Origin of the sequence: Paenibacillus sp. LHD-38, assembly GCF_031157315.1 — a bacterium.
Classification (GTDB): domain Bacteria; phylum Bacillota; class Bacilli; order Paenibacillales; family Paenibacillaceae; genus Pristimantibacillus.
Genome location: NZ_JAVIFU010000129.1, coordinates 1 through 1,324, shown reverse-complemented (window position 1 = coordinate 1,324; position 1,324 = coordinate 1). Strand labels below are relative to the sequence as shown.

The 1,324-nt window shown below is 39.7% G+C and carries 2 protein-coding genes; both read right to left on the bottom strand.

Annotated features, from left to right (window positions below):
- On the bottom strand, positions 1 to 443 hold a 443-nt coding region (locus tag RCO25_RS34545), incomplete at its 3' end, for an IS110 family transposase (protein ID WP_309000563.1).
- Positions 444 to 584: 141 nt separating this feature from the next.
- A complete protein-coding gene (locus RCO25_RS34540) occupies positions 585 to 1,103 on the bottom strand; it encodes an ECF transporter S component family protein (protein ID WP_309000562.1) in 519 nt (172 codons plus the stop codon).
- Positions 1,104 to 1,324: the final 221 nt, after the last annotated feature.

The following is a 1,324-nucleotide window of genomic DNA, read 5'->3' as shown; positions in this document are numbered from 1 at the left end:
CTGGTGTGCCCGCGAGTGAACGAGTAGTAGCCGTTTTTGACCATGTCTGCGATAACGAGAGCATCCTTTTTGTCGCTCTTGGATGGCGTATTGTCGCGGTTTTCCTTGTTCTTTTTCACGAGATGTGGATTAACGAGAACAACTTCAAACTGACGATTTGAGAGCCACTTGGATAGGTTAAGCCAGTAGTGTCCGGTAGGCTCCATGCCAACAATGGCTGCCGTTAAAGCGTGAGCGGTTTGCAGCGATTGGATCCACCGAAGAAGGCTGTGAAAACCCTCTTCATCGTTTGAGAAGGATAGAGGATTACCGACCACGATTCCTCGGAAATTAACAGCACGAGCGACATGTGTTTGCTGTGCGATGTCGATCCCGACGACTAGATGTTGAGCGGTAATTTTTTCAATGAGTTGATTTTGTTTCGCTTGCGATTTAAACTTCATAATAGAGCGTCCTCCTGGATGATGGAATTTTTAGGGCTATGACCCGTTGCGTACTTCCATCGTACCGAGGCGCTCGTTTTTTTGCAAAGCGGAAATTTAACGCTCTACAGGAATGCTATCGTTACCCGTTAGTTTAATAACTTAGGGTTTATATATGCCAATAATTACTGGATTGTTAGTTGCAATTTTAGTACCCATCATTACAAGCTTAATCATCAATTTGGACGTAATCCATTGATAACCACGAACGTTTTCAATTGAGATTCTCTCTGCAAACTTTTCTTCCAAACGCTTCTTTGAGTAATTCGTGGTGCAAAATACTATGGACTTATTGATTGTTTTAGAAAATTTTTTTATATCCTTCATTACTTTAATGAACTCTTTCTGTGTCATTTTAGTACCGAGATGAAGTTCAATCATCCCATGAACAGGGTTATAAATCATATTCGCACTCTTATTTCCGAGTTTTATTCTGTTGTACCACGTAAGCCATAACTGAAACAATCCAAGACAACCTATGGTGAATGCAAGCATTGTAAATAAAACTATCTTAAAATAATACCATTGACCATAAATCGAAAGTACCGCCATTATGGGTAAGGAAAGAAGAAACACAATTATTCCCGTACCTAAAATATCCCCTAATAATATTTTTTTCATGGATTTCCTCCAAATTGCTGATTCTTTTACAAAAATAAAGCTTATTATATCATAAATAGTTACTGCACAAACCTGCCCGTTAGCGTAGCGAAGGGCTGCCATGTGGCCAATGTCATTTAGTTTAGCTCAAAGACAAGAACAGGAATAAAAATGAAATCCAAAACGGCATGGGAAAAGTCCTGTGCCGTTTGTTTTTTTGGGGAAAGCAAAGAAAAAGCGCA

Excerpts from the sequence above, each read along its gene's own strand:
- RCO25_RS34540 (WP_309000562.1), bottom strand. The coding sequence starts at position 1,103 with ATGAAAAAAATATTATTAGGGGATATTTTAGGTACGGGAATAATTGTG.